Below are 438 nucleotides of genomic sequence, written 5' to 3'. Positions count from 1 at the left end.
GTTGGTCGCGGCGCGCCTGTTCGGCCGCCTGCGCGGCCATCTGGGCCTCGCGGGCGTCTTCCGCAGCCTGCGCTTTGCGGCGCGCGGTTTCCATCTGCTGCACTTCGGCGGCTTCGGCGCTGGCGCGTTCGCGGGCAGCCTTCTGGTCGGCGGCGCTGGGCGTGTTGTCGATCAGCGGCACGGGCTTCGCACGCGTACCGCACGGATGGTCGGAATAGGTCGTCTGGCCGTTCTCGCTGCAGCGATACACCTGTGCGTGCACCGGCAGGCTGGCTGCAAGTCCGAGCGCCAGACCCGCCAGCACGGCGGGGCGTGAGGTCAGTATGGCGAACGGTGTCATGGCGGTGTCCTCAGTGCTGGCGGATCAGTGTGCGGTATGCAGGCGCATCATCGCTTTCTCGGCGTTGCCGGCAATCAGCTCAGGCAGCGCATCAAGGC

Annotated in this window: 1 protein-coding gene; it reads right to left on the bottom strand. The window is 68.7% G+C overall.

Translation table 11 applies throughout. The features are described 5' to 3' along the window. Positions 1-340, bottom strand: a 340-nt coding sequence (locus tag I6F36_RS38860) for a DUF4124 domain-containing protein (protein WP_225173282.1), incomplete at its 3' end; no start/stop codon positions are given. Positions 341-438: the final 98 nt, after the last annotated feature.

The organism is Bradyrhizobium sp. BRP19 (assembly GCF_020194195.1).
Lineage (GTDB): Bacteria > Pseudomonadota > Alphaproteobacteria > Rhizobiales > Xanthobacteraceae > Bradyrhizobium > Bradyrhizobium yuanmingense.
Note: the sequence above shows the minus strand (reverse complement) of the source record. Positions and strands in the feature narration are given on the sequence as shown.